20 protein-coding genes are annotated in these 24,090 nt (G+C 63.9%); 6 read left to right on the top strand and 14 right to left on the bottom strand.

The genetic code is table 11. The features are described 5' to 3' along the window. Positions 1-28: 28 nt before the first annotated feature. The 9 genes from hscB to ACFPTO_RS02355 form a co-directional block, all read right to left on the bottom strand. Entirely contained in the window at positions 29-565 is a 537-nt protein-coding gene (hscB, locus tag ACFPTO_RS02395; protein ID WP_377709210.1) for a Fe-S protein assembly co-chaperone HscB, read from the bottom strand. Between the two features lie 112 nt (positions 566-677). Further along, positions 678-1,001 carry an iron-sulfur cluster assembly protein IscA gene (iscA, locus tag ACFPTO_RS02390; RefSeq protein WP_296651840.1) on the bottom strand — a complete coding sequence of 108 codons (324 nt, stop codon included), beginning with the start codon at positions 999-1,001 and terminating at the stop codon, positions 678-680. 153 nt (positions 1,002-1,154) lie between these two features. Beyond that, positions 1,155-1,559 (bottom strand): Fe-S cluster assembly scaffold IscU, encoded by a 405-nt coding sequence (gene iscU, locus ACFPTO_RS02385; protein ID WP_293042347.1) that lies wholly within the window; start codon positions 1,557-1,559, stop codon positions 1,155-1,157. A gap of 84 nt (positions 1,560-1,643) precedes the next feature. Beyond that, the gene (locus ACFPTO_RS02380) at positions 1,644-2,867 is read right to left on the bottom strand and encodes an IscS subfamily cysteine desulfurase (protein ID WP_377709207.1); all 1,224 of its coding nucleotides are present in this window, start codon (positions 2,865-2,867) and stop codon (positions 1,644-1,646) included. Positions 2,868-2,926: 59 nt separating this feature from the next. Beyond that, the gene (gene iscR / locus ACFPTO_RS02375; protein WP_293042341.1) at positions 2,927-3,460 is read right to left on the bottom strand and encodes a Fe-S cluster assembly transcriptional regulator IscR; all 534 of its coding nucleotides are present in this window, start codon (positions 3,458-3,460) and stop codon (positions 2,927-2,929) included. Positions 3,461-3,623: 163 nt separating this feature from the next. After that, a complete protein-coding gene (locus ACFPTO_RS02370) occupies positions 3,624-4,106 on the bottom strand; it encodes a low molecular weight protein-tyrosine-phosphatase (RefSeq protein ID WP_377709398.1) in 483 nt (160 codons plus the stop codon). A 92-nt stretch (positions 4,107-4,198) separates the two neighbouring features. Further along, on the bottom strand, positions 4,199-4,417 hold the full coding sequence (locus ACFPTO_RS02365) for a hypothetical protein (protein WP_377709205.1): 219 nt from the start codon (positions 4,415-4,417) through the stop codon (positions 4,199-4,201). 162 nt (positions 4,418-4,579) lie between these two features. Further along, positions 4,580-6,019, bottom strand: coding sequence for a lactate utilization protein B (locus ACFPTO_RS02360; protein ID WP_377709204.1), 1,440 nt, complete (start codon positions 6,017-6,019; stop codon positions 4,580-4,582). 99 nt (positions 6,020-6,118) lie between these two features. After that, positions 6,119-6,841 (bottom strand): (Fe-S)-binding protein, encoded by a 723-nt coding sequence (locus tag ACFPTO_RS02355; RefSeq protein ID WP_377709203.1) that lies wholly within the window; start codon positions 6,839-6,841, stop codon positions 6,119-6,121. A 177-nt stretch (positions 6,842-7,018) separates the two neighbouring features. Between ACFPTO_RS02355 and ACFPTO_RS02350 the strand changes: the two genes are divergently transcribed. Further along, a complete protein-coding gene (locus ACFPTO_RS02350; protein WP_377709201.1) occupies positions 7,019-7,825 on the top strand; it encodes an IclR family transcriptional regulator in 807 nt (268 codons plus the stop codon). A 110-nt stretch (positions 7,826-7,935) separates the two neighbouring features. Here ACFPTO_RS02350 and pbpG read toward each other — a convergent pair whose 3' ends face one another. After that, entirely contained in the window at positions 7,936-9,144 is a 1,209-nt protein-coding gene (gene pbpG / locus ACFPTO_RS02345) for a D-alanyl-D-alanine endopeptidase (RefSeq protein ID WP_377709199.1), read from the bottom strand. Between the two features lie 673 nt (positions 9,145-9,817). Here pbpG and ACFPTO_RS02340 point away from each other — a divergent pair. Then, a complete protein-coding gene (locus ACFPTO_RS02340) occupies positions 9,818-10,390 on the top strand; it encodes a phasin family protein (protein ID WP_377709198.1) in 573 nt (190 codons plus the stop codon). Between the two features lie 253 nt (positions 10,391-10,643). Here the strand turns inward: ACFPTO_RS02340 and lpdA are convergent, their stop codons facing one another. The 4 genes from lpdA to ACFPTO_RS02320 form a co-directional block, all read right to left on the bottom strand. Then, on the bottom strand, positions 10,644-12,419 hold the full coding sequence (gene lpdA / locus ACFPTO_RS02335) for a dihydrolipoyl dehydrogenase (RefSeq protein WP_377709196.1): 1,776 nt from the start codon (positions 12,417-12,419) through the stop codon (positions 10,644-10,646). A 106-nt stretch (positions 12,420-12,525) separates the two neighbouring features. Beyond that, positions 12,526-14,199 carry a dihydrolipoyllysine-residue acetyltransferase gene (gene aceF / locus ACFPTO_RS02330; RefSeq protein WP_377709194.1) on the bottom strand — a complete coding sequence of 558 codons (1,674 nt, stop codon included), beginning with the start codon at positions 14,197-14,199 and terminating at the stop codon, positions 12,526-12,528. Between the two features lie 81 nt (positions 14,200-14,280). Continuing rightward, a complete protein-coding gene (gene aceE / locus ACFPTO_RS02325; RefSeq protein ID WP_377709193.1) occupies positions 14,281-16,977 on the bottom strand; it encodes a pyruvate dehydrogenase (acetyl-transferring), homodimeric type in 2,697 nt (898 codons plus the stop codon). Between the two features lie 189 nt (positions 16,978-17,166). Beyond that, positions 17,167-17,367 carry a hypothetical protein gene (locus tag ACFPTO_RS02320; protein ID WP_377709417.1) on the bottom strand — a complete coding sequence of 67 codons (201 nt, stop codon included), beginning with the start codon at positions 17,365-17,367 and terminating at the stop codon, positions 17,167-17,169. Here ACFPTO_RS02320 and fixL point away from each other — a divergent pair. From fixL to ACFPTO_RS02300, 4 genes are all read left to right on the top strand, one after another. Further along, positions 17,270-19,789 carry an oxygen sensor histidine kinase FixL gene (gene fixL / locus ACFPTO_RS02315; RefSeq protein ID WP_377709191.1) on the top strand — a complete coding sequence of 840 codons (2,520 nt, stop codon included), beginning with the start codon at positions 17,270-17,272 and terminating at the stop codon, positions 19,787-19,789. The genes ACFPTO_RS02320 and fixL overlap by 98 nt on opposite strands. Next, a complete protein-coding gene (gene fixJ / locus ACFPTO_RS02310; protein ID WP_296651790.1) occupies positions 19,786-20,433 on the top strand; it encodes an oxygen response regulator transcription factor FixJ in 648 nt (215 codons plus the stop codon). The genes fixL and fixJ overlap by 4 nt, the downstream gene beginning before the upstream one ends. Positions 20,434-20,703: 270 nt before the next feature. Then, complete coding sequence (folD, locus tag ACFPTO_RS02305; protein ID WP_377709189.1) at positions 20,704-21,561, top strand: bifunctional methylenetetrahydrofolate dehydrogenase/methenyltetrahydrofolate cyclohydrolase FolD; 858 nt, start codon at positions 20,704-20,706, stop codon at positions 21,559-21,561. A 372-nt stretch (positions 21,562-21,933) separates the two neighbouring features. Next, positions 21,934-24,033 (top strand): M3 family metallopeptidase, encoded by a 2,100-nt coding sequence (locus tag ACFPTO_RS02300; protein ID WP_377709187.1) that lies wholly within the window; start codon positions 21,934-21,936, stop codon positions 24,031-24,033. Positions 24,034-24,090: the final 57 nt, after the last annotated feature.

The raw sequence follows: 24,090 nt of genomic DNA, 5'->3' as shown, positions 1-24,090 counted from the left end.
CTAGCCCCGTCAGCCGGCCCCTGCACATTCAACCTTCGAGTCGCTCGATCTGCACGTCGATCTCATGCAGCACGCGCTCGATGAACATCAGCTGGCGCACCGCTTCCGCCGCCGGCTGGTTCGCGCCGCTGTCGAGCAGCGCCACGAGCTTCGCGACGCGCACGCGCTCGTCGTCGCGCAGTTCCGCCGCGAGCGCATCGAGCGCATCGACGTTCTTCGCGCGGTACGCGTCCTCGATCGCTTCGCGCCACTCCATCTGCTGCATGAGGAACGCGGGTTCCATCGCCGTGTTGCTCTCGATGCCGACGTCGATGCCGCGCAGATGCAGCAGATACTTCGCGCGCCTGAGCGGGTCGCGCAGCGTCTGGTACGCCTCGTTCGTGCGCGTAGCCCATTGCATCGCGATGCGCTTTTGCGCGTCGCCGGCCGCGGCGAAGCGGTCGGGGTGCACCTGTGCCTGTACGGTGCGGTAGGCGTGGTCGAGCGTGGCCGCGTCGATCGTGAACTGCTCGGGCAGGCCGAACAGAACGAAATGGCTATCGGAGAGCGAAGAAAGCGAGGTCATCGAAAAATGCCGCCCCGGCGGGGCTTCGTCGGCTTCGTCCGCATGTGCGGCGCGCATGCCATTAAAAGTCAAAAAGGCGGCCTGTGCCGCCTTTTTCCCGCATCGGGCGGGCTCAAATACGGAAGGACTCGCCGCAGCCGCACTCGTCCTTCACGTTCGGATTATTGAATCTGAAACCTTCGTTAAGCCCGTCGCGCACGAAGTCGAGCTCCGTGCCGTCGATGTACGCGAGACTCTTCGGATCGACGATGACCTTTACGCCATGGCACTCGAACACGCTGTCTTCGGGTGCCAGATCATCCACGTACTCGAGCTTGTACGCAAGACCCGAACAACCCGTCGTGCGCACGCCAAGGCGCAGGCCCACGCCCTTGCCACGCCGCACCAGGTACCTTTCCACCTGCTGTGCTGCCTTTTCCGTCAACGTAATTGCCATAGCGTTCTTGCAGCGCCCTCGAGCCGTGCGGTTCGGACCAACCGTCCCGTCAGGCCGTAGCGCCACCCTTGCCTGCATTCAAAGTCGTTAGCGTCGCAGCGGATCGACTGCCATCCGCCGCACTCCTGGTTCCTGTTCTGCGACCGCGCGGTTTCAGGCCGCGCTCGCGTCCGCCTGCTCCGTGTGGCGCTGGCGATAGTCGGCGACCGCTGCCTTGATCGCGTCTTCCGCGAGAATCGAGCAGTGGATCTTGACCGGCGGCAACGCGAGCTCTTCCGCGATGTGCGTGTTCTTGATCGCGAGCGCCTGGTCGAGCGTCTTGCCCTTGACCCACTCGGTCACGAGCGAGCTGGACGCGATCGCCGAGCCGCAGCCGTAGGTCTTGAACTTCGCGTCTTCGATCACGCCGTCCGCGCCCACGCGAATCTGCAGCTTCATCACGTCGCCGCAGGCCGGTGCGCCCACCATGCCGGTGCCCACTGTGTCGTCGTCCTTCGCGAACGAGCCGACGTTACGCGGGTTTTCGTAGTGGTCCAGAACCTTTTCGCTATATGCCATGATCACACTCCTTCAGTTCGTCGGCCGCGCTGCACGCGCGTTATCGCAGTTGCGCTGCGGCCTGATTGGGTCACTTCCGCGCGTTCAGTGCGCGGCCCACTGGATTTTCGACAGATCGATACCGTCCTGATGCATCTCCCACAGCGGCGAGAGTTCGCGCAGCTTGGCGATCTTCGTCTTCAGCAGGTTGATCACGTAATCGACATCCTCTTCGGTCGTGAAGCGGCCCACGGTGAAACGAATCGAACTGTGAGCCAGTTCGTCGTTGCGGCCGAGCGCGCGCAGCACATACGACGGTTCCAGCGACGCCGACGTGCACGCCGAACCCGACGACACCGCCACGTCCTTCACCGCCATGATCAGCGACTCGCCTTCGACGAAATTGAAGCTGATGTTCAGGTTGTGCGGGACACGTCGTTCCATGTCGCCGTTCACGTAGGTTTCTTCGATGTCCTTCAGGCCGCGCAGCAGCTTGTCGCGCAGCATGCGCACGCGCTCGTTTTCCGTCGCCATTTCTTCGCGCGCGATACGGAACGCTTCGCCCATGCCGACGATCTGGTGCGTGGCAAGCGTGCCCGAGCGCATGCCGCGCTCGTGGCCGCCGCCGTGCATCTGCGCTTCGATGCGCACGCGCGGCTTGCGGCGCACGTACAGCGCGCCGATGCCCTTCGGGCCGTAAGTCTTGTGAGCCGAGAACGACATCAGGTCGACCTTGAGCTTTTGCAGGTCGATGGGCGCCTTGCCCGTCGATTGCGCGGCGTCGACGTGGAAAATAATGCCCTTCTCGCGGCAGATCTCGCCGATCGTCTCGATGTCCTGGATCACGCCGATCTCGTTGTTCACGTGCATGACGGAAACGAGGATCGTGTCGGGGCGCAGCGCGGCCTTGAACGCTTCGAGGTCGATCAGGCCGTTGTCGAGCACGCTCAGATACGTGAGCTCATAGCCTTCGCGTTCGAGTTCGCGGCAGGTGTCGAGCACGGCCTTGTGCTCGGTCTTCACCGTGATGATGTGCTTGCCCTTGCTCTTGTAGAAGTGCGCGGCGCCCTTGAGTGCGAGGTTATCCGACTCGGTTGCACCGGACGTCCAGATGATTTCGCGCGGATCGGCGTTGACGAGCGCGGCGACCTGTTCGCGCGCTTCTTCGACCGCACGCTCCGCGGCCCAGCCGTAAGCATGGCTGCGCGAAGCCGGATTGCCGAACTGCTCGCGCAAATACGGGATCATCTTGTCCACCACGCGCGGATCGACGGGCGTCGTCGCACTGTAGTCCATGTAAATGGGCAGGTGGGGAATGTCGTTATTCATCAATTGCTCCGGGGAATCTGTGTGCTGCTTTTATATATTGCGCCAGCCGTCGTCACGCTTCAGGAGCCGGCCATGTTGAATATCGAGTTCGGTCCGAGAGGCATGGCGCGCAACGGCTCGACCGCCGGCGCATCCGTGCGGCGGTCGCGCAGCACGGCCGGCGCGACACCTTCGCGGGAGCGTTGCTTGTCGACGAGATCCTTGAGCGACACCGAATCGAGGTACTCGACCATCTTCTGGTTCAGCGTCGACCACAGTTCGTGCGTCATGCAGTGGCCGTCGTGCGCCTTGGTGCCCTCGCACGAGCCCTTGCCGCCGCACTGGGTGGCGTCGAGCGGCTCGTCGACGGCAATGATGATGTCCGCGACCGTGACATCCTCCGCACGACGCGCGAGATTGTAGCCGCCGCCCGGCCCGCGGACCGATTCGACGATCTCGTGCCGGCGCAGTTTGCCGAAAAGCTGCTCGAGGTAGGACAGTGAAATGTGCTGCCGCTGGCTGATGCCGGCGAGCGTCACCGGGCCCTGCTCCTGGCGCAGCGCCAGGTCAATCATCGCCGTGACGGCGAAACGGCCTTTTGTGGTGAGTCTCATGATGTGGGAAAACCGCGATGCCTGACAATTTTGGTCAAGTATAAATACATGAGCAAATTAGTCAAGTATCCGCACCGCCATTTGGGTTATTCGCCATGCAGTTAATAGCCCAAAACGGCCCAAATCGTGCAACGCGGGATTTCTCTGTCATGGTGGGCCTGCGCTAGTCGCCGAGCCGGGTGCGCAGCGCGGCCAGGAGGCCCGCACAGGCTGTTTCGCACTGATCAAGCACCGTTTCGAAGCCGGCATCGCCGCCAAAATAGGGATCCGCGACCACACGCGCATCAAGCTGCGGCGCGAATTCCATCAGCAGACGGACCTTTTCGCGCGCCCCCGCAGGACACACGTCCTCCAGCGCACTCAGGTTCGCGTCGTCCATCGCGAGGACAAAATCGAAACGCTGGAAATCGTCCGCCTCTATCTGACGGGCGCGCAGCGGCGCCAGATCGTATCCGCGTCGGCCTCCGGCGCGCTGGGCGCGCGCGTCGGGCGCCTCGCCGATGTGCCAGTCTCCGGTGCCCGCCGAATCGACGTCGATGCACTCCGTGAGCCCCGCCTCCTCGACCAGGTGCCGCATCACGGCTTCAGCGGTGGGCGAGCGGCAGATATTGCCGAGGCAAACGAAGCAAACGGAAACCTTTTTCATCGTATCGAAGGGCAGCGCCAATAACGTCAACTCAAAGCCAGATCGAGGCCAGCTGGCGATTATACAAAGAAGACGGACACTCGATCCGAGGGCTACGGCCGCAACGCCGCGCCGGTGCGCACGACCGCGACCGATTCGGCCCCGTCACTGCTGACATAGCCATACGACACGGCGCGCGAAAGTTCGGCGCTCACTTGTTCCACGGCGAGCGGCGCCTGCTGTTGGGCCGCTTGCCATGCGTGAATCCATGCGATTGCCGCGAACGGCACGATGACGGCCAGTGGCCAGTACGCCGATATTTCCTTTCTCATGATGCGGATCTCTCCCGGCTGGGCGATCAGCGCAGGACGCACTATCGCCAGCCGAAATAGTATAGATTTCCGCAATCACGAAAAACCGGCTCGCGCCGAACACACTGTTTCCTCCCAATACACAGTGCGCACAGTGCGCCCGGGACGCCTGAGCACGCCGGCTCAGCTGGCGTTCGACCGGCGAACGGTCGTGTCGAGATGGGTGTGCCGCGCAGCGTACAGTTCGCGGAACGTCCGACCCACCGGCGCCGGCATATCGCGGCCATCGGTCCAGCCGTGCGCGAACGGCAGCTTGCGGATCAGCCGCGCCTGCCCGCCCATGCGCTCCAGCACGCGCACGCCAAGCTTCGTTAAGAGCGCGTACGCCCGCGGATGCAGCGCCAGCCAGCCCCAGAGCGCCAGCGCCGCGCGTTCGCGCCACGGCCGCAGGTGCCGCTCCACCTGTTTCTCGCGCAGCTTGCGCAGCAGGTCGGAGATGGGAATCCCGACCGGGCAGACGCTGTTGCACTCGCCGCAAAGCGTGGAGGCCTGAGGCAGATCGAGCGCCTGGTCGACGCCGACGTAGCTCGGCGTCAGCACCGAGCCCATCGGCCCCGGATAGACCCAGCCGTAAGCGTGCCCGCCCACCTTCTGATAGACCGGGCAGTGATTCATGCACGCGCCGCAGCGGATGCAGCGCAGCATCTCCTGGAACTCCCCGCCGATCAGCCCGGTGCGGCCGCCGTCGACAAGCACGACGTACATATGCTCCGGACCGTCCTGGTCGTCCTTGCCGCGCGGCCCGGTCAGCAAGGAAAAATAGTTCGAGATCGCCTGCCCGGTTGCCGAGCGCGGCAACAGACGCATGGCCGTCGCCAGATCCTCGAGCGTCGGCAGCACTTTTTCGATCCCGGTCACCGCGACGTGCACGCGCGGCATCACCGTGCACATGCCCTCGTTGCCCTCGTTCGTGACGAGCGCGACCGAACCCGTCTGCGCGATGAGAAAGTTGCCGCCCGTCACGCCCATATCCGCCGAGAGGAAATGCGGCCGTAACATCTCGCGCGCCTCGCGCGTCATATCGGGGATTTCGGTGAGGCGCGGCTTGTGGTGCATTTTCGCGAAGAGATCGGCGATCTCGTCCTTGTCCTTGTGGACGACCGGCGCAATGATGTGGCTCGGCGGCTCGTTGCCGTTGATCTGGAGGATGTACTCGCCGAGATCGGTCTCGACCGACTGGACGCCCATCTCTTCGAGCACGGTGTTCAGCCGCATCTCCTCGGACACCATCGACTTCGTCTTGATGACCTTGCGCACGTTGTGCTTGCGCGCGATATCGGCAACGAGCTGCGCCGCATCACGCGCCGTCTCGGCATAGAGCACCGTGACGCCGCGGCGCGTCGCTTCGGTTTCGAACCGCTCCAGCCAGACGTCGAGATTGTCGAGCGCACGGTTGCGGCGCGCCTTGAGCGCCGTGCGCGTCGCCTGAAAGTCGATGGCGGTGATCGCCTGCGCGCGCGCCGACACGAACTTCGTCGAGAGCTTGGTGAGGTTCTGCTGGAGACGCTGGTCAGCGAGCTTCTGACCGGCGCGCGCCTTGAAGTGCATCGACTGGACTTGCATGGGCTGGGATCCTGGCGGCGAACCTGGCAAATGAGACCGGCAAATAAGCCAGGCAAATAAGCCAGGCAAATGAGCGGGATGTAAACGAGAGGCTGTGCTTCAGGCGTCGCCCGCCAGCACCTGGGCGACGTGCAGCACGCGCGTCGCGCTGTCGCCGGTGCGGCGCAGGCGCCCTTCGATGTTGAGCATGCAGCCGAGGTCGCCGAGTACCACCGCGCCCGTGCCGCTCGCTTGCACGTTCGCGCACTTTTCGTCGGCGATGGCGGTCGAGATCGACCCGTACTTCACCGCGAACGTGCCGCCGAAGCCGCAGCAGTGCTCGCAACCCGTCATCTCGCGCACTTCGACGCCGCGTTGTGCGAGCAGCGCGCGCGGCTGTTCCTTCACGCCGAGCTCGCGCAGGCCGGAGCAGCAATCGTGATAAGTGACCGGCCCGGCGAATTCGCCCGCCGGCAGCGACACCTTTACGACGTTGACGAGGAAATCGGTCAGTTCGTAGACCCGCTCGCGCAGCTTGCCGTAGCGGCCCATGAGTTCGGGGTCGTCGCGAAACAGGTCGCCGTAATGCACGCGGATCATGCCGCCGCACGAACCCGACGGCACCACCACATAGTCGAACTGCTCGAATTCGCGCAGCGTTTTTTCCGCGAGATCGCGTGCGAGCGCGCGCTCGCCGGAGTTGTACGCGGGCTGTCCGCAGCAGGTCTGGGCAGGCGGCACGATCACTTCGCAGCCGGCCTGCTCCAGGAGCTTGAGCACCGAAAACCCGATCTCGGGACGCATCGTGTCGATCAGACAGGTGACCAACAAACCGACTCGCATGGAAGCTCCTCCGTTAAACCGTCCCCGATTATCCGACGTTTCGCGCACGTGACCAACGCGTCATTTCCCGAGGCCCGGGGTCATGCGTTGCCGCGCGTATGTCGGATGGACGCTGTCTTTTTTCACAATACGATATACAATGCCCTCTCCGCTTCACGCGACTACCGAATACGAACTATGAGCGAAAGTGGCAACACACCCGATCAGAAGACCTCCATTCAGGTAATCGAGCGGATGATGCGCCTGCTCGACGCGCTCGCTTCGCACAGCGACCCGGTCAGCCTCAAGGAGCTCGCGAAGCGCACGGAACTCCATCCGTCCACCGCGCACCGCATCCTCAACGACATGGTGAGCTGCCGGCTCGTCGACCGTTCCGACCCCGGCACCTATCGGCTCGGCATGCGCCTGCTCGAACTCGGCAACCTCGTAAAGGCGCGTCTATCGGTACGCGACGCCGCACTCATGCCCATGCGCGAACTGCATCGCCTCACCGGCCAGACAGTGAATTTGTCGGTGCGCCAGGGCGACGAGATCGTCTATATCGAGCGCGCCTACTCGGAGCGCTCGGGCATGCAGGTGGTGCGGGCAATCGGCGGGCGCGCGCCGCTGCATCTCACGTCGGTCGGCAAGCTCTTTCTCGCCGCCGACGAAGCGAACCGCGTGCGCGCCTACGCCACGCGCACCGGTCTATCGGGCCACACGCGCAACAGCATCACCGACCTGAGCCGCCTCGAGCGCGAACTCGCATACGTGCGCCAGCAGTCATGCGCGCGCGACAACGAGGAGCTGGAACTGGGCGTGCGCTGCATCGCAGCCGGCATCTACGACGATACCGGCAAGCTGGTCGCGGGGCTCTCGCTGTCGGCGCCCGCCGACCGCCTGCAGGACTCGTGGCTCGGTCAGCTCAGCAAGACCGCGCTCGTCATTTCCGAATCGCTCGGCTATCGCCCCGAGCCCGCCGAAGGCCGTCCGCAGCCCGCGTAAGCGCGATCTTGTGCTGCTTTATTCGGCTTTCCGAGTACCCCCGCCAGACAAATAAAAACGCCCCGCAATTGAACTGCGGGGCGTTTCGCTTTGGCAAACTTTCCCTACGATCAGGTTCCCGCGCCGTTCGCATCCGCGCTCGTGATATGCGGCTGCTGATCGGCGCCGCCATTGTCGAGCCATGCGCGCACGCGCACCGCGTCGGCAAAGCGCGAGTATTTGCCGCTCGAATCGAGCAGCACCATGATCACCGGACGGTTGTGAATCGTCGCCTGCATGACGAGGCATTCGCCCGCTTCGTTGATGAACCCGGTCTTCTGCAGGCCGATGTCCCACGACGAATTGGCGCTGCGGATCAGCGCGTTCGTGCTGTTGTAGGCGATGTTGCGCTTGCCCGTGAACACTTCATAGCTGTGGTCCGTCGAGAACTTGCGGATCAGCGGATATTGATACGCCGCGTTGACCATCTTCGCGAGATCGCGCCCGCTCGACACGTTCTGGCTGGACAGGCCCGTCGAATTCTCGAAGTGCGTATCGGTCATGCCGAGCTGCTTCGCCTTCGCGTTCATCGCCGCGACAAACGCCGGGCGACCGCCCGGGTAGTAGCGCGAAAGCGCGGCCGCAGCGCGGTTCTCCGACGCCATCAGCGCGATGTGCAGCATGTCCTCGCGCGAGAGCACCGAGCCCACCGAGAGGCGCGAACCGGTGTTCTTCTCGAAGTCGCGATCCTGGTCGGTCACTTCGATCTGCTCGGTGAGCGGTTCCTTCGAGTCGAGCACGACCATCGCGGTCATCAGCTTCGAAATCGAGGCGATCGGCACGACGGAATGCGAATTCTTGTCGAAGAGCGGCTCAAGCGTGTTCTGGTCGACCACGTAGGCGACGCCCGAGCGCAGCATCAGCGCGTCGCCCGATTCGTGCAGGCCGAACGCCTGGCTGTTGCGCGGCTCGAACGCGACGCGGTGCACCGCCGTGTGATGGCGACCGTTCATCCGGTAGCTCACGCGTCGTTTCTTCACGGCAGGGCGTGCATCGTGCTCGGCGGCCGCGGCGGTGCGCGTGGCTTTCGCCGGGGCCGGTGCGGCTTTTGCCGGGGTCTGCGAGACCTCGGCGGGCGCCGCCTTCGTGACCTTGCGCGTGGCCTTTTTCGCCTTTGTCGCCTTCGTCGTCTTGGCCGGTGCTGCATCTTGCGTTGCAGCGAAGGCGTTCACGGGCGCGGCGATCGTCGCACTGATGGCTACGGAGACAGCCACCGACAGCGCGGTGCTGAGCAACGCACCGTGCATCAGTCTGAACGACAGGGGTTTGTCGGATTTCATTAGTGTTCTGAATGGAGCGGCGGGACTTTCGCCAAGTGTAGTAAAACCACGAAAAATTCGCAAATTGAAGCACTTACCGGCGCTCATTAAACCGAAGTATGACCTCCGATTGAAGCAGTCGACAGGCTCCAGATATCCGATGTAAATCAGCAATCGAGATGCTCGGCCCTCCCCTCCGACACGGCACCGCATTCGTCTGCACGACGTTTACGGCACAAGCAGAGCCAAACTTGATGCTGGGGAAAATACCGGGGAACGAACGCGTCCACAGTGCGCATTCGACTGCGATGGCTCTTTAACGTTCCATCTCGAATTTAGTGGACGCAACTCGTGCAATCCCGTATCTGCTCGTAGTAATTCTGACATGTGTATCGGATAGAGCAAGTGCATCTTGCCAGATGCAGTGCGGCTTTGCCTTGAGCGAGCAACAGGATTACAGCCCGAATCTCACGAAGCGCAGTGATGCAGCCCTAATCACGCTGCATAAGCAGTTGTTTAATAAGAGAGTATGTGCATTGTGCGACGCACAAATAATCCTTGACTTTCTGACGGACAATCCTAAAATCATTGTTAATGTTGCGACGCACAAAGTTCGCGGCAGAGTCCCCGAAGTCTTGCCATTTACTTACACGGACCGCATCAGACGGCCCGTCATCCATCCAGGAGCGTAAACATGAGTCTGCTGACCCCTGAGCAATTCGTCGCTGCCCAGAAGGCCAATCTCGAAACCCTCTTCGGTTTGACCGGCAAGGCGTTCGAGGGCGTGGAAAAAATCGTCGAATTGAATCTTCAGGCTGTCCGCTCGAATCTCGCGGAATCGCAGGAGCACGCACAACGCGCGCTGTCGGCGAAAGACGCGCAGGAGCTGCTCGCCCTGCAAACGAGCTACGCCCAGCCGCTGACCGAAAAGCTGCTCTCGTACGGCCGTCACGTGTATGAGATCGCGTCGGCCACGCAAGCCGAATTCGCGAAGGTCGCCGAAGCGCACTATGAAGAGCAGACCCGCAAGGTGCAGTCGCTCGTCGACAACGTCGCGAAGAACGCACCGGCCGGTTCGGAAACGGCCGTCGCCGTGATCAAGTCGGCGATCAACGCCGCGAACACGACGTACGAAACGGTTCAGAAGGCCACGAAGCAAGCGGTCGAAATGGCCGAAAGCAACTTCAACGCCGCCACGGCTGCAGCGAGCAAGGCTGCTGCACAAGCTTCGCGTTCGGCTGCCGCTGCGGCCAAGAAGCCTGTCTGATACCTCGTACGTCACACCAGGCACCTCGCTGGCGCCTGGCGCGGAAGGTACACGGGAGCGCGCGCGACGTGACGCTCCCGTCGTGCCGGAACTGACGCTCCGGCATGCCCGAACGGTGTGCCGCTTGCCCGGTCTGCCCTGACCGGGAATTTTTTCTCTCCGGCCTGTACCGCTGAATCCATGAAAAACGGCGCACCCCTCGCGGGGTGCGCCGTTTTTATTTGCCTGAAGCGAAAACCGCGCTTCAGGTCGCTTACTTCTTCTTTTGCGGCGGCAAGTCCGTGCAAACGCCTTCGTACAGTTCGGCGGCCATGCCGATCGATTCGCCGAGCGTCGGGTGCGGGTGAATCGTCCTGCCGATATCGGTTGCGTCGGCACCCATCTCAACTGCGAGACAGACCTCGCTGATGAGGTCGCCCGCGTTCAGGCCCACAATGCCGCCGCCGATCACGCGATGCGTCTCTTCGTCGAAGATCAGTTTCGTAAAGCCCTCATCGCGGCCGTTGGCAATCGCGCGGCCAGAAGCAGCCCACGGGAACACCGCCTTGCCGTACTTGATGCCCTCGGCCTTGCACTGGTCTTCGGTCTTGCCCGCCCACGCCACTTCCGGATCGGTATAGGCCACCGAAGGAATCTGCAGCGCGTCGAAGTACGCCTTCTCGCCGTGCGCCGCCTCGGCCGCCACGTGGCCTTCATGCACGGCCTTGTGCGCAAGCATCGGCTGGCCGATCACGTCGCCGATCGCGAAGATGTGCGGCACGTTGGTGCGCATCTGCTTGTCGACGTCGATGAAGCCGCGGTCGGTCACCGCGACACCGGCCTTGTCCGCGCCGATCCTCTTGCCATTGGGCGAACGGCCCACGGCAACCAGCACGAGATCGTAGCGCTGCGCGCCACCCGCGGGCGCCTGCTCGCCTTCGAACGTGACGTAAATGCCGTCTTCCTTCGCTTCGGCCTTCGTCGTCTTCGTCTTGAGCATGACGTTCGCGAAGCGCTTCGCGTTGTACTTCTCCCAGACCTTCACGAGATCGCGGTCCGCACCGGCCATCAGGCCGTCGAGCATTTCCACGACATCGATCTGCGCGCCGAGCGTCGAATAGACCGTCGCCATTTCGAGGCCGATAATGCCGCCGCCGATCACCAGCATTTTCTGCGGGATCTGACGCAGTTCGAGCGCGCCGGTCGAATCGACCACACGCGGGTCTTCAGGCATGAACGGCAGCTTCACGGCCTGCGAACCGGCAGCGATGATCGCCTGGGCGAACTTCACGACCCTCTTGCCGCCCTCGCCCACCACTTCCATATGGTGCGGATCGACGAACGTGCCGACGCCGGTCACGACCTCGACCTTGCGCAGCTTCGCCATGCCGGCGAGGCCGCTCGTGAGCTTCTTGACGACACCCGACTTGAAGTCACGCAGCTTGTCGAGATCGACTTGCGGCTTGCCGAACGTGATGCCGTGCGCGGCCAGTGCTTCGGCCTCCTCGACAACCAGCGCCGTGTGCAGCAGCGCCTTCGACGGAATGCAGCCGACGTTCAGGCACACGCCGCCGAGCGTCGAATAACGCTCGACGAGCACGGTCTTCATGCCGAGATCGGCCGAGCGGAACGCAGCCGAGTAGCCGCCGGGGCCTGCGCCCAGCACGAGCATGTCGCACTCGAGATCGACGCTGCCGCTATAGCTGCCGGCCTGCGGTGCGGGCGCCGCGGCCTTCGGCGCCGGTGCAGGCGCCGCGGCCTTGGGCGCTTCGGCCTTCGGTGCCGGTGCGCTTGCCGGTGCGGCGGCAGCCGCCGACACTTCGACCAGTGCGATCACGGTGCCTTGCGCAACCTTGTCGCCCGGTTTGAGCTTCACTTCCTTGACGGTGCCCGCAACATCGCTCGGCACTTCCATCGTGGCCTTGTCCGATTCGAGCGCGAGCAGCGCCTGTTCTTTTTCGATGACGTCGCCGGCCTTGATGTTGACCTCGATGACATCGACCTCCTTGAAGTCACCGATGTCCGGCACTTTCACTTCGACGAGACTCATGGTGTCCCCTTGTCAACCGGAGCCGGCGCGAAGGCGCCGGCTCCGGTCCCATGCAATAAGGTTGCTGTGGAGCGATCGGCCGCCGCCGCGCGGCGGCGGTTGCCGATCAGAGAATGACGCGGCGGAAATCGCCGAGAATCGAAGCGAGATACGCATTGAAGCGCGCCGCTTCGGCCCCGTCGATCACGCGGTGGTCGTACGAGAGCGACAGCGGCAGCGTGAGACGCGGCACGAACATCTCGCCGTCCCACACCGGCTTCATCTGGCCGCGCGACAACCCGAGGATCGCAACTTCCGGCGCGTTGATGATCGGCGTGAAGTGCGTGCCGCCGATACCGCCGAGCGACGAGATCGAGAAGCAGCCGCCCTGCATCTGTTCGGGCTTGAGCTTGCCTTCGCGCGCGAGCTTCGACAGCTCGGCCATTTCCTTCGCGATGTCGACGAGTCCCTTCTTGTCCGCGTCGCGGATCACCGGAACGACGAGGCCGTTCGGCGTGTCGGCGGCGAAACCCACGTGGTAGTACTGCTTGAAGACGAGATTGTCGCCGTCGAGGCTGGCGTTGAAGGTCGGGAATTTCTTCAGTGCCGCGACACAGGCCTTGATGACGAACGCGAGCATCGTGAACTTCACGCCCGCCTTCTCGTTTTCCTTGTTCAGTTGCACGCGCAACGCTTCGAGGTCGGTGATGTCCGCTTCATCGTTGTTCGTGACGTGCGGAATCATGACCCAGTTGCGATGCAGGTTCGCGCCCGAGATCTTCTTGATGCGCGAGAGCGGCTTCGGATCGACCGGACCGAACTTCGTGAAATCGATCTTCGGCCACGGCAGCAGATTCAGTTCTCCACCTGTGCCGCCGGCCGGTGCAGCCGCGCCAGCGGGCGCTGCCAGCGCACCCGTCATCACGCCCTTCACAAATGCGGTGATGTCGTCCTGCGTGATGCGGCCCTTCGGGCCCGTGCCCGCGACGCGGGCAACGTCGACACCCAGTTCGCGCGCGAACTTGCGCACGGACGGCGATGCATGGCTCGAACGGCGCGTGCCGTCACCTGCCGGCATGATCGGCGCCTGCGCGAGCGCCGACGGGGCGGCGGGCGCGGGTTGTGCCGCTGCGGGCGCGGGTGCGTCCGACGGCACTTCGACCGGGTGCTTCGGCGCGGGCGCGGCAGCGCTCGCGACTGCACCTTCGGCCTCGATCACGAAGATTTCGGTGCCTTCGGAAACCGTGTCGCCGACCTTGACCAGGATGGCCTTGACGACGCCCGTCACCGGGCTCGGCACGTCCATGGTCGCCTTGTCCGACTCCAGCGTGACGAGCGACTGCTCCTTCTCGACACGCTCGCCGATCTTCACGGGGATTTCGATGACGGGCACGTCCTTGTAGTCGCCGATATCGGGGACCTTCACCGACTGCACGCCACCACCTGCGGCCGCGGGCGCAGCCTGCTGCGCGGGTGCCGCAGCAGGTGCGCTCGCAACGGTCTTCTCTGCGGCGGCGGCAGATGCCGCAGCGGGTGCAGCGGCAGATGCAGCAGCGGCGGCGGCGCCGTCCAGCAGGAGCACGAGCGTGCCTTCGGACACGTTGTCGCCCACCTTGAGCTTCACTTCCTTGACTGTGCCCGACGCGGGGCTCGGCACGTCCATCGTGGCCTTGTCCGACTCCAGCGTGACGAGCGACTGCTCTTTTTCGACGGTATCGCCCGCCTTGACCAGCACCTCGATCACAGGAATGTCCTTGTAATCGCCGATGTCCGGCACTTTCACTTCGATCGCTTGACTCATTGTTGTGTCTCCGGGGCTGCATGCGCGCCGCGCCCGCTTTGGGCGGGCGCAGCGCACATGCGACGCACAGGGGGTGATGCGTTAGACGGTCATCGGGTTGGGTTTGGACGGATCGAGGTTGTACTTCGCAAGAGCGTCGGCGACGACCTTGCGCTCGATCTTGCCTTCGTCCGCGAGCGCGTTGAGCGCCGCAACCGTCGTCCAGTAACGATCGATTTCGAAGAAATGACGCAGCTTGGCGCGCGTGTCCGAGCGGCCGAAACCGTCGGTGCCGAGCACCGTGAACTTGCGCGGAACGAGGCCGCGGATCTGGTCGACGAGCGCACGCACATAGTCCGTCGATGCGATCACCGGACCTTGCGTGTCCTTGAGCAGCTTCTCGACGTGCGATTCGCGACGCGGCTCGGCCGGGTGCAGCAGGTTCCAGCGCTCCACTTCGTGGCCTTCGCGCGCGAGTTCCGTGAAGCTCGGCACGCTCCAGAGGTCGGCTTCGACGCCCCAGTCGTTCTTCAGCAGGTCGGCGGCGGCGATCACTTCGTTGAAGATCGTGCCCGCGCCCATCAGTTGCACGCGCGGCGCCGTGGCGCTTTCGGCGCCCTTGCGGAACGAGTACATGCCCTTGATGATGTCTGCCGCCACGTGCTCGCCCTGCGGCATCGCCGGGTGCTCGTAGTTCTCGTTCATCAGCGTGACGTAATAGAACACGTCTTCCTGTTCCTGGATCATGCGGCGCAGACCGTCTTGCATGATGACCGCGACTTCGTAGCTGAACGTCGGGTCGTAGCTCACGCAGTTCGGCACCGACGCGGCCCACATGAGCGAGTGGCCGTCTTCGTGCTGCAGGCCTTCGCCGTTGAGGGTCGTGCGGCCAGCCGTGCCGCCCATCAGGAAGCCGCGCGAACGCATGTCGCCCGCGGCCCACGCCAGATCGCCGATGCGCTGGAAGCCGAACATCGAATAGAAGGCGTAGAACGGCACCATGATCTCGCCGTGCGTCGAGTACGACGTCGCCGCTGCGATCCAGTCCGCCATGCCGCCCGCTTCGTTGATGCCTTCCTGCAGGATCTGGCCGGTCTGCGATTCCTTGTAGAACATCAGCTGGTCGGAGTCTTCCGGCACGTACTTCTGGCCTTCCTGATTCCAGATGCCGATCTGGCGGAACAGACCTTCCATGCCGAACGTGCGCGACTCGTCGGGCACGATCGGCACGACGCGCTTGCCGAGGGTCTTGTCCTTCAGCAGGATGTTCAGGATCCGCACGAACGCCATCGTCGTGGAGATCTCGCGGCCTTCGCCCGTGCCCTTGAGCAGCGGCTCGAACGCTTCGAGCCCCGGCACCGGCAGCGATTGCGCCTTGCGGCGGCGCGCGGGCAGGTAGCCGCCGAGTTCGTGGCGGCGCTGGCGCATGTACTCGAGTTCCTTCGAGCCTTCTTCGAACGTGAGGTACGGCACGTCGACGATCTGCTCGTCCGTGATCGGCAGACGGAACTGGTCGCGGAACTTCTTGAGCTGATCCACCTGCATCTTCTTTTGCTGGTGGGTGATGTTCATTGCCTGGCCGGCTTCGCCCATGCCGTAGCCCTTGATCGTCTTCGCGAGGATGACGGTCGGCTGGCCCTTGGCGTTGCTCGCCTGCTGGAACGCCGCGTAGATCTTGTGCGGGTCGTGGCCGCCGCGGTTCAGGTTCCAGATGTCGTCATCGGACCAGTCCGCGACGAGCGCCTTCAGCTCGGGCGAGTTGAAGAAGTGCTCGCGCACAAAGGCGCCCGACTCCGACTTGTACGTCTGGTATTCGCCGTCGACGACTTCCATCATGCGGCGCATCAGCGCGCCCGACTTGTCGCGCGCGAAGAGCGCATCCCAGCGGCTGCCCCAGATGACCTTGATGACGTTCCAGCCGGCGCCGCGGAACTCGCTTTCGAGTTCCTGGATGATCTTGCCGTTGCCGCGCACCGGACCGTCGAGACGCTGCAGGTTGCAGTTGATGACGAACACGAGGTTGTCGAGCCGCTCGCGGCCGGCCATGCCGATTGCGCCGAGCGATTCCGGTTCGTCCGTTTCGCCGTCGCCGAGGAAGGCCCAGACCTTGCGGCCTTCGGTCTTCGCGATGCCGCGCGAATGCAGGTACTTCATGAAGCGTGCCTGATAGATCGCCATGATCGGGCCGAGGCCCATCGAGACGGTCGGGAACTGCCAGAAGTCCGGCATCAGCCACGGGTGCGGATACGACGAGATGCCCTCGCCGCCCACTTCCTGGCGGAAGTTGTCGAGCTGCTTCTCGCTCAGGCGGCCGAGCAGGAATGCGCGCGAGTAGACACCCGGCGACGAATGGCCCTGCACGAAAACGAGGTCGCCGCCGTGCTCGGGCGACGGCGCGCGCCAGAAGTGGTTGTAGCCGACGTCGTAAAGCGTCGCAGCCGAGGCGAACGAAGCGATGTGGCCGCCGACGTTCGTGTGCTTGCCCGCGCGCAGCACCATCGCCATGGCGTTCCAGCGGGTGTACGAGCGGATGCGGTGTTCGATGTCCTGGTCGCCGGGGTTCTTGGCCTGGTTGGCGACCGGAATGGTGTTGATGTACGGCGTGTTCGCCGAGAACGGCAGATGTTCGCCATGCACGCGGGCGAATTCGATCTGCTTTTCGATCAGATAGTGGGCGCGGTCGGGGCCGACTGCCGAAATGACGCCGTCCAGTGCCTCCAGCCATTCGGCGGTTTCCTGGGGATCTTCGTCCTTCTCGGCGGCTACGTACTTCAGGACTTCGTCGGGTACAGCGGACATGCTCGTCTCCTGATCTGGGGAACGCTGTTGATTGGGCCATGCGGGCGGCAGCATCGGGACGAGCCGGGGCCAGCCGCAGCAGCTTCCAGGGGATTGTAATGACCCCCATCGATCCCGCGCAACAAAATTTTCGAATTGCGAGATGTGATTTTATAATGTGGAAAATTGTTGCGATGCACGCTGAATCGTTCACGCCGCTTCGGCGATATCGGTCAGTTTGCGCCGGTTTATCTGCGATTTGCCGCTTTTGTCATGGCATTTCAGTGTCTTACGCTGCGCTACAATCCTTGCCATGTTGACCGATCGGCTTTTCGCACGTTCGGCGCGGCCGCCCGGTTCGCCCGGCGACGCCTCGCCGTCTCGCTGGCACCACGGACCCTGGTGGTCCAATTCCTATTTGCTCACGCCGCTCCTGTCGATCCTCGTGTTTCTGGTCGTCATGAGCCTGATCCTGTGGAGCCTGAACCGGCGCGAACAGCAGCAGCAGGAAGACACGCTCTACCGCAACGTCGCGTGGGCGCAGCAGCAGATCCGCCTGTCCATGACGGGAGCACAGGAGCAGCTTCAGGCGCTCGCGCGCGACATCGCCGCCGGGCACGCCGATCCCCAGTCGTTTCAGGTGTCCACCACGGACATCATGCAGGGTCATCCCGAGATCCTCTATCTGAACTGGTATACGAGCACGCAACAGCCGCGCTGGCCGAATACGGCCATGCCGGTGTTCGGCCAGCGCCTTGCCAAACCCACCGATTCGCAGATGGACGAAGCGGTCAAGGCCGCCTTCGCCGAGGCGCGTGCGACGCGCCGCCAGGTGTATTCGCCGCTTATTTACGACGATCTCGGCAACGGCTACATCACCCTTCAAACGCCTGTATACCGCGATCGGGAATTTCTCGGCTCGATCGCGGCCGTGTTCTCGGTCGAAGGGATCCTGAAACACGACATCCCGCCCGAGCTGTCGGCCAAGTACAAGATCTCGGTTCTCGACGCGAACGGCGCAAACGACCGCGAACTCGCGACGACCTCGACGCGGCCCCGCCTGCCGCGCGACGTCTACTACGACCTGCCGCTCGATCCGCCGGGCCAGGGCCTGTCCGTGCGCGTGTACTCGTATCCGCAGATGACCAACTTCACGAACAACACGCTCGTGTGGCTGGTCGCGGGCCTGTCGTGCTTCGTGCTGTGGAGCCTCTGGAGCCTGTGGAAGCACACGCGCCAGCGTTTCGAGGCGCAGCAGGCGCTCTACGCGGAAGCGTTCTTCCGGCGCGCGATGGAAAATTCGGTGCTGATCGGCATGCGCGTGCTCGACATGCACGGGCGCATCACGCACGTGAATCCGGCGTTCTGCCGCATGACCGGCTGGGACGAAAGCGACCTCGTCGGCAAGAACGCGCCGTTCCCGTACTGGCCGCGCGACACCTACCCCGAAATGCAGCGCCAGCTCGACATGACGCTGCGCGGCAAGGCGCCGTCGTCGGGGTTCGAGCTGCGCGTGCGCCGCAAGGACGGCTCGCAGTTCCATGCACGGCTTTATGTCTCGCCGCTCATCGACAGCTCGGGCCGCCAGACCGGCTGGATGTCGTCGATGACCGACATCACCGAGCCGAGACGCGCGCGCGAAGAACTCGCCGCCGCGCACGAACGCTTCACGACCGTGCTGGAAAGCCTCGACGCCGCCGTGTCCGTGCTCGCCGCCGACGAAGCCGAACTGCTGTTCGCAAACCGCTACTACCGTCACCTCTTCGGCATCCGGCCGGACGGCCACCTGGAGCTGGCCGGCGGCGGCGGGTTCGATTCGGCGAACGCGTCGTCGGACTCGATCGACATGGTCGACGCGTTCGCGGGCCTGCCCGCCACGGCGCTCACCGAGAGCACCGCCGACGCGCAGGAGGTGTACGTCGAGAGCATCCAGAAGTGGTTCGAGGTGCGGCGCCAGTACATCCAGTGGGTGGACGGCCACCTCGCACAGATGCAGATCGCGACCGACATCACCACGCGCAAGCAGGCGCAGGAACTCGCGCGGCAGCAAGACGAGAAGCTGCAGTTCACGAGCCGCCTGATGACGATGGGCGAAATGGCGTCGTCGCTCGCGCACGAACTGAACCAGCCGCTCGCCGCGATCAACAACTACGCGTCAGGCACCGTCGCGCTCGTCAAGTCGGGCCGCGCCGCGCCCGATACCCTGCTGCCCGTGCTCGAAAAGACCGCCCAGCAGGCGGTGCGCGCGGGCATGATCATCAAGCGCATCCGCGAATTCGTGAAGCGCTCCGAGCCGAAGCGCCAGGCCACGCGCGTGGCCGACATCGTCGCCGACGCCGTGGGTCTCGCCGAACTCGAAGCGCGCAAGCGCCGCATCCGCATCGTGACCGACATGCGCTCGCGCATGCCCGTGATCTACGTCGATCCGGTGCTGATCGAGCAGGTGCTCGTCAATCTATTGAAGAACGCGGCCGAAGCGATGTCCGAAGCCCATCCGAACGCCATGGATCCGCTGATCCGCGTGATCGTGAAGCGCGACGGCGGCCACGTGTGCATCAGCGTCGTGGACCAGGGTCCGGGCGTGGACGAAGCCACGGCCGAACGCCTCTTCGAACCGTTCTACAGCACCAAGTCCGACGGCATGGGGCTGAACATTTGCCGTTCGATCATCGAATCGCACCGCGGGCGCCTGTGGGTCGTCAACAACATTGAAGCCGACGGCCACATCAGCGGCGCCACGTTCCATTGCAGTCTGCCGATTGGCGAACCGGACACACCGTCTCGCGACGGCGCCGACGAGCCGACTCCATCAACCGTTACGGGAGAGCCATGAACAGCCCAGTCACCACCCAGGAAACTGTCTTTGTTGTCGACGATGATGAGGCAGTACGAGATTCCTTGCGCTGGCTGCTCGAAGCGAACGGCTACCGGGTGCAGTGCTTCCTGAGCGCCGAAGAGTTCCTCGAAGCGTATCAGCCGGCCCAGCATGCCGGGCAGATCGCCTGCCTGATTCTGGACGTCCGGATGTCGGGCATGAGCGGGCTCGAATTGCAGGAACGCCTGATCGCCGAAAACGCTTCGCTGCCGATCATTTTCGTGACCGGCCACGGCGACGTGCCAATGGCCGTCTCGACGATGAAGAAAGGCGCGATGGACTTCATCGAGAAACCGTTCGACGAAGCCGAACTGCGCAAGCTCGTCGAGCGCATGCTCGACAAGGCACGCAGCGAGAGCACCAACGTGCAGCAGCAGCGCGCCACCGCCGAGCGCCTCGGCAAGCTGACCGCACGCGAGCACCAGGTGCTCGAGCGCATCATCGCGGGCCGCCTGAACAAGCAGATCGCGGACGATCTCGGCATCAGCATCAAGACCGTCGAAGCGCACCGCGCCAACATCATGGAAAAGCTGAACGTCAACACGGTCGCCGACCTGCTGCGTCTCGCGCTCTCCAACAAGCCGAACCAGCCGCAAGCGTAAGCGTTCGTCAGCGCCCTCAAGCACCCTTAAGCGCCCTTAAGCACTCACCCTGCCCGATGTCGCTGTGCGCGCCGCCTGCCCAATCGGGCGGGCGGGTTCGCGCGGCACGCGGCATCGCTGCACATCGCTGCAGATCGCCGCGCCATCCCAGGCACGCCGAAGCGCGTGCGCCGCGACGGTATAATGTGACGCTTCGCAACAAGCGCGCCCGGCTCGCGCCGGGCGCGCTTTCCATTGCCCCCGCACTGCCCACTCTCATCTCGACCGACCATGACAGCCACCCTCATCGACGGCAACGCCCTGTCCAAGCAACTGCGCGCCGACGTCGCCACGCGCGCCGCCGCCCTCACCGCCCGCGGCCATCAGCCGGGCCTCGCCGTCGTCCTGGTCGGCGACAATCCGGCAAGCGAAGTCTACGTGCGCAACAAGGTGAAGGCCTGCGAGGACAACGGCCTTTATTCGTCGTACGACCGCTATCCGGCCACGCTCTCCGAAGCCGCCCTGCTCAAGCGCATCGACGAGCTGAACAACGATCCGAAGATTCACGGCATTCTCGTGCAGTTGCCGGTGCCGAAGCACATCGACAGTCACAAGGTGATCGAGGCGATTGCGCCCGAGAAGGACGTGGACGGCTTTCACGTCTCCAACGCCGGTGCGCTGATGACGGGCCAGCCGCTCTTTCGCCCGTGCACGCCCTATGGCGTGATGAAGATGTTCGAGGCGTACGGCATCCCGCTCGCGGGCGCCAACGCGGTTGTGATCGGCCGCTCGAACATCGTCGGCAAGCCGATGGCGATGCTGCTGCTCGAAGCGGGCGCGACGGTCACGATCTGCCATAGCAAGACGCGCGATCTCACCGCGCACACGCGCACGGCCGATATCGTCGTGGCGGCCGTGGGCAAGCGCAACATTCTCACCGCCGACATGGTGAAGCCAGGCGTGACGGTGATCGACGTCGGCATGAACCGCGACGACAACGGCAAGCTGTGCGGCGACGTCGACTTCGCCGGACTCAAGGAAGTGGCCGGTCACATCACGCCGGTGCCGGGCGGCGTCGGCCCGATGACGATCACGATGCTGCTCGTCAACACGATCGAAGCGGCCGAGCGCGCCGCCGCGAACGCGTAACGCCGCTTTCATTACGCGTTTCATAGCGCCTGTCATAGCGCGTTTCATTACGCACCTTTCAGTTGGGTGGCCTGCGTCGCAGCGATTGCGCGCGGCCAACGAAAAGCGGCCTTGCTTCGAAGGCTGCTTTTTTTACGCCCTCTCCCTGCGCTGCGCCAGGCGGTGCATCGCTTCGTACATCACGCAGCAGCCGCATCGCGTGAAGCACCGTTTCGCCATCGCATCCCGACATCTGTTAATTTTGCAGACATCGCCCGGTTGGAAAGTGCGCACCGCGCCCCAATAACTCGTACATCGGGGTGCGCGCCGCATGCACGTTCATCGGCCGGACACCCTCCCTCGAACCGCGACAGACAGGACACAGGACGCATCATGGCTACTTCTTCCTCCGATAATCCGCTGCTCGATTTCACCGGCCTGCCGCGCTTTGGCGAAATTCGCCCCGACCACGTGACGCCCGCACTCGACGTGCTGCTCGCCGATGCGAGCGCCGCAGTCGAGCGCGCAGCCCAGCCGATGACGCCCGCGCAATGGAGCGACGTAGTCGAACCGGTCGAGCGCGCCACCGAGCCGCTCTCGCGCGCGTGGAGCGTGGTCGGGCATCTGAACGCCGTCGCCGATACGCCGGAATTGCGCGCCGTCTACGGCGAGAATCTGCCGCGCGTGACCGAGTTCTGGTCGAGCGTCGGCCAGAATCTCGCGCTCTACGAGAAGTACAAGGCGATCACCACGCACAACACGTTTGCGCTGCTTTCGGGCGAGCGCAAGAAAATCCTCGACAATGCGCTGCGCGACTTCCGCCTGTCCGGCGCCGAGTTGCCCGAAGATCAGAAGCCGCGATTCGCCGAACTGCAGGAGCGCCAGGCGGCGCTCTCGAAGGCGTTCTCCGATCACGTGCTCGACGCGACCAACGGCTACGCGTTCTACGCGACGAGCGAAGCCGATCTGGCCGGATTGCCCGACGATGTGATCGCGGCGGCACACGAAGCAGCCGAGCGCGAAAACAAGGAAGGCTGGAAGTTCACGCTGCATTTCCCGTCGTATTTTCCGGTGCTGCAGTATTCGGAAAACCGCGCGATGCGCGAAACGATGTACCGCGCGTACGTCACGCGCGCCTCGGAACTCGGCCCGGTTTACGGCAGCGGCAATGCAGAGTGGGACAACACGGCAATCGTCGACGAGCAACTGAAGCTGCGCGCCGAAGAAGCGAAGATGCTCGGCTACGACAACTTCGCCGAAGTCTCGCTCACGCCGAAGATGGCCGAGTCGCCGCAACAGGTGATGAGCTTCCTCGAAGACCTCGCGACGCGCGCACGCCCGCACGCCGAAAAGGACTGGCAGGAACTGCGCGAATTCGCCGCGAGCGAGCTGGGTCTCGCGCAGATCGAGCCGTGGGACATGGCATTCGCGGCCGAACGTCTGCGCGAGAAACGCTACTCGTTCTCCGAGAACGAGGTGAAGCAGTACTTCCCCGAGGACTTCGTCCTGCAAGGTCTGTTCAAGGTCACCGAGACGCTGTTCGGCGTGCGCATCCGTGACGACAGCGCGCCGGTGTGGCATCCGGATGTGCGCTTTTTCCGCGTCGAAAACACCGACGGCACGCTCGTCGCGCAGTTCTATCTCGACCTCTATGCGCGCGAAGGCAAGCGCGGCGGCGCGTGGATGGACGATGCGCGCTCGCGCCGCAAGCTCGAAGGCAATGCCGTGCAGACGCCGGTTGCGTACCTCACCTGCAACTTCTCGGCTCCGGTCGGCGGCAAGCCCGCGTGCTTCACGCACGACGAAGTCATCACGCTGTTCCATGAGTTCGGTCACGGCCTGCATCACATGCTCACGCGCGTGGATGAACTAGCCGTGTCGGGCATCAATGGCGTCGAATGGGACGCCGTCGAATTGCCCTCGCAGTTTATGGAAAACTTCTGCTGGGAGTGGGACGTGCTGTGCGAAATGACCTCGCACGTCGATACCGCAAAGCCGCTGCCGCGCGAACTGTTCGACAAGATGCTGGCCGCGAAGAACTTCCAGAGCGGCCTCGCCACGCTGCGCCAGATCGTGTTCTCGATGTTCGACATGGCCTTGCATGTCGACTTTGAAGCCTCCGCAGGCAAGAGCGCGAACGACCTCGCGCGCGAAATCAACGCGCGCTATCACGTCATCCCGCAGGCCGCGTTCTCGCGCTGGCCGAACACGTTCAGCCATATCTTCGCGGGCGGCTACGCGGCGGGCTACTACAGCTACAAGTGGGCTGAAGTGCTCTCCGCCGATGCCTACGCCGCGTTTGAAGAAGCAGCGCAGGCGGCAAAGTCGAGCGTGCTCGATGTGGCCACCGGCACGCGTTATCGGCAGGAAATTCTGGAGGTGGGCGGCAGCCGCCCGGCGATGGAATCGTTCAAGGCGTTCCGCGGACGCGAGCCGCGCATCGACGCGCTGCTGCGTCACAACGGCATGGAAGAGCCGCCGGTACAGCAATAAAGCTGGCGCCGAGCCGCATCGAAACGAGCCGCGCACGGGAGCAATCCCGTGCGCGGT

It is taken from the genome of Paraburkholderia denitrificans (genome assembly GCF_042655705.1).
Lineage (GTDB): Bacteria > Pseudomonadota > Gammaproteobacteria > Burkholderiales > Burkholderiaceae > Paraburkholderia > Paraburkholderia denitrificans.
The sequence above is the reverse complement of the archived record's forward strand: the minus strand, read 5'-3'. Positions and strand labels throughout refer to the sequence as shown.